This is a genomic window from Weissella sp. DD23 (genome assembly GCF_001579105.1).
GTDB lineage: Bacteria > Bacillota > Bacilli > Lactobacillales > Lactobacillaceae > Weissella > Weissella cibaria.
This window is the reverse complement of record NZ_KQ970390.1, coordinates 442,383-445,865: the sequence shown is the minus strand read 5'-3', so window position 1 is coordinate 445,865 and position 3,483 is coordinate 442,383. Positions and strand designations below refer to the sequence as shown.

3 protein-coding genes and 1 pseudogene are annotated in these 3,483 nt (G+C 43.2%); all 4 read left to right on the top strand.

Annotated elements, in window-relative coordinates:
* A pseudogene (locus tag WEIDD23_RS14350) lies at window positions 1-162 on the top strand (alkaline phosphatase family protein); the annotation flags it as partial.
* Between the two features lie 3 nt (window positions 163-165).
* Complete coding sequence (locus WEIDD23_RS02135) at window positions 166-1,398, top strand: MFS transporter (protein ID WP_010373727.1); 1,233 nt, start codon at window positions 166-168, stop codon at window positions 1,396-1,398.
* Window positions 1,399-1,422: 24 nt separating this feature from the next.
* Complete coding sequence (locus WEIDD23_RS02130; protein ID WP_010373726.1) at window positions 1,423-2,289, top strand: DegV family protein; 867 nt, start codon at window positions 1,423-1,425, stop codon at window positions 2,287-2,289.
* A gap of 176 nt (window positions 2,290-2,465) precedes the next feature.
* A complete protein-coding gene (locus WEIDD23_RS02125) occupies window positions 2,466-3,317 on the top strand; it encodes a DegV family protein (RefSeq protein ID WP_010373725.1) in 852 nt (283 codons plus the stop codon).
* The last annotated feature ends 166 nt before the right edge of the window (window positions 3,318-3,483 follow it).

The window sequence follows — 3,483 nt, the reverse complement described above, 5'->3', positions numbered from 1 at the left end:
ACGACGACGTTGATTTTAAACGGGCCAGATATCAAGGCTGGTCAAGTTTTGGACTTGGATGTTGATTTAACAGACGAAGGGCCAACAATGGCGCACTTGCTAAATCTGCGGTTCCAAACCCCAATTGCTGGTCACACAATCGATCAAGCGTTTAAGGAGTAATGGATGCGCAAATTATTTAGTAAGACTGAATGGAGCTGGATCTTTTATGATTGGGCGAATTCAGGTTATGGCATTATCGTGATAACGGCGGTTTTGCCGATTTGGTTAACATCGGTGGCTGCCAACAACGGTATTTCGGCGACACACGCGACGGCGTATTGGGGCTATGCCAATTCCATCGCAACCTTAGCTGGCGCGGTGTTGGCACCAATATTAGGTGCGTTGGCAGATTTCCAAGGAATGAAGGGACGGTTGTTCTACTTCTTTACGGCTTTGGGTGTGCTTGGCACGTTCGCTTTGACAGCAGTTCCGAGTGACAATCTGTTTCTCTTGCTAGCTGTCTTTGTGGTATCATTTATCGGGTACTCATCTGCAAATGTTTTCTACGATAGCTACATTACCGATGTAACGACCGATAAACGCATGGATATGGTGAGTTCAGCTGGGTATGGCTTTGGCTATTTAGGTGGCTTAGTACCGTTCATCATTTTTATGTTTGGACGTAGCTTTTTCTCGAGCTATGGCTCAGTTGAGTTCGCATTTGTGCTATCAGCGATTTGGTGGGCGGTGTTTACAATACCGTTTATGAAAAATGTGCGCCAAACCTATGCGTTGCCACGGGTTGAACATCAGGTTAAAGCGTCACTTAAGCGACTTTGGCATACCTTACGCGTTTTGCCAAAGTATCCAGCGTTAGCAGGCTTCCTGATTGCTTACTTCTTTTATATCGACGGAGTTAATACAATCTTTACGATGGCCTCATCTTTTGCTTTGGCTATCGGAATTCCAAGTGGCCAGTTGATTGTGGTATTGCTAGTTGTACAACTAATTGCCTTTCCATTCTCAATTGTCTACGGATGGTTGGCAAATCGGTTTGGTAACCGAAATGTTTTGATTATGGGGATGCTGATTTACATCGGAATTACATTATTTGCTATTTTTATTAATCACCCTAATCAATTCTGGTTACTCGCCTTTGGTGTTGGTTCATCACAAGGTGGTATGCAGGCGTTATCACGGTCATATCTTGGTCAGCTTGTACCTAAGGAACGAAGTAGCGAATTTTTTGGCTTTTTCAATATTTTTGGTAAGTTCTCGGCGATTATCGGACCTGCTATTTTTGGAATCGTGTCACAAACGACGGGTCGCGTCCAATACGCGGCTGGATCATTATCAATCCTTTTCTTGATTGGATTGGTTATTTTCCTACGATTGCCTAAGAAGACAACAGATTAAAACACAATTGAGAGGATTATTGAGATGAAAATTGCGATTGTAACGGACTCGACGGCTTATTTGAGCCACGACGAGGTCGCTGCACTTGATATCAAGGTAATGCCTATTCCAGTTATTATTGATGGAACGGTTTATCGTGAAGGTATCGATTTAACGACTGACGAATTTTATGAGAAACTAGCCACGTCCGCAAGTTTCCCATCAACATCACAACCAGCGGTTGGTGAATGGATTACGTTATTTGAGTCGTTGCAAGCGGATGGTTATGACGGTGCAATCGTTGTTAACCTAGCTGCAACGATTTCAGGAACTGTGAATACGGTTGCTGGACTAACGGATGCTGTGCCAGGCTTCCAAGTGTTTGGTTATGACTCAAAGATCACAGTGCGCTTAATGGGGCACTTGGTGATGAAGGCAGCTCAGATGGCTCAAAATGGTGCTGAACCTGCAGACATCATTGCGACGATGGATGAAATGGCTACCACAATGGATGAATACTTTATTGTGGATGACCTACAGAATTTGGTACGTGGTGGTCGCTTGTCAAATGCTTCTGCTATCATCGGAACGATGTTGAAGGTCAAGCCAATTTTAACGTTTGATAACGATTCAAATTATATTGTGCCCTTTGAGAAGGTACGCTCAATGAAGAAAGCCATGGCCCGCGCAGAAGAGTTGTTTGACCAGGCTCGCGCGGAGGCAAAATATCCCTTGCGTGCCATGGTAATTCATGCGAATGCACCTGAAGCAGGTGCAAAGTGGCGCGATGAGTTACAACAACGTCACCCTGATATGCCATTTGAATTAACTTATTTTGGACCGGTGATTGGTACTCACCTGGGAGCTGGGGCATTGGCTCTGGCTTGGATTCGTGAACCAGATTCACTCTAATTTATATTTTGCATTTATTAAGAAGGGGCATCATTTGATGCTCCTTTGTTTTATACACTAAAATATATGGTTTTAAATACTAGTTGTCAGGTTATTAAACCTTATTAACTTGAACTAAAGCCATAAAAATGGCATAATGGAAGTACTTAATAAAAAATAAACGGGGATTATATCACATGGCCCAAGTAAAAATTGTTACTGACTCAACAGCAATGTTGACACCTGAAGAAGCCGCAGAATTTGATGTTAAAATCGTACCATTGAGCATTACAATTGATGGCACGTCTTACCAGGATGGTGTGACGCTATCTCGTGTCGAATTTATGGATAAGATGGCGGAGGCAAAGAATTTGCCACAAACATCACAACCAGCGCTTGGTTACTTTACTGAAGTGTATGAGTCAATTATGGCGGCCGATCCAGAGACCCAGATTATTTCAATTCATTTGACTAAGGGGTTGTCTGGTACAGCCGACGCGGCACGCCAAGCTGCATTAATGGTTGAAGGTGATATTACAACGCTAGATTCTGAATTTATCGACCGTGCGGAAGGATTCCAAGTTTTGGCAGCTGCGAAGTTGGCTGCGGCCGGCGCTTCGAAAGAAGCGGTTTTGGCTGAAATACAACGCGTTCGTGATAACACGCAACTGTATCTGACAGTTTCTAATTTAGATAATTTAGTAGCTGGTGGTCGTCTATCGAAGACAGCTGGGTTTATTGCCGGTGTCTTAAATATCAAGGTTGGTGCTCACATTGAGCAAGGTAATATCAACGTTGAGGTTAAGGGACGTGGGGCGAAGTCAACTAAAGCTTATCTGAAAAAGATTGTTGAGCAAATGCAAGCAGCCCCTAATGGGGTTGCAGCAATTGGTATCTCACACGCAGGTATCCCAGTTGAAGCACAGGAGCTAGCCGACAAGGTTAATGAAGTTTTCCCAGACGTTAAGATTGTGGTTCAGCAAACTTCACCAACTGTCTCAACGCACACTGGTGCAGGTGCAATTGGTTTCAGTTATTTATTAAAGTAATATAGTGTTTAAAATGAGTGATTTCACGTTTTTGTGGGTTCACTCATTTTTTGTGTCACGAAATATGGTAGAATAGTAAGTCAGAATAATGATATCGAGGAGGCGAACCAAGTTGAAACAATCAAAACATCGACGGTTTATTTTAGGACTTTTGGTGGTATCGGTT

Coding starts and splice junctions, on each gene's coding strand:
- WEIDD23_RS02135 (WP_010373727.1), top strand. CDS start 166: ATGCGCAAATTATTTAGTAAGACTGAATGGAGCTGGATCTTTTATGAT.
- WEIDD23_RS02130 (WP_010373726.1), top strand. CDS start 1,423: ATGAAAATTGCGATTGTAACGGACTCGACGGCTTATTTGAGCCACGAC.
- WEIDD23_RS02125 (WP_010373725.1), top strand. CDS start 2,466: ATGGCCCAAGTAAAAATTGTTACTGACTCAACAGCAATGTTGACACCT.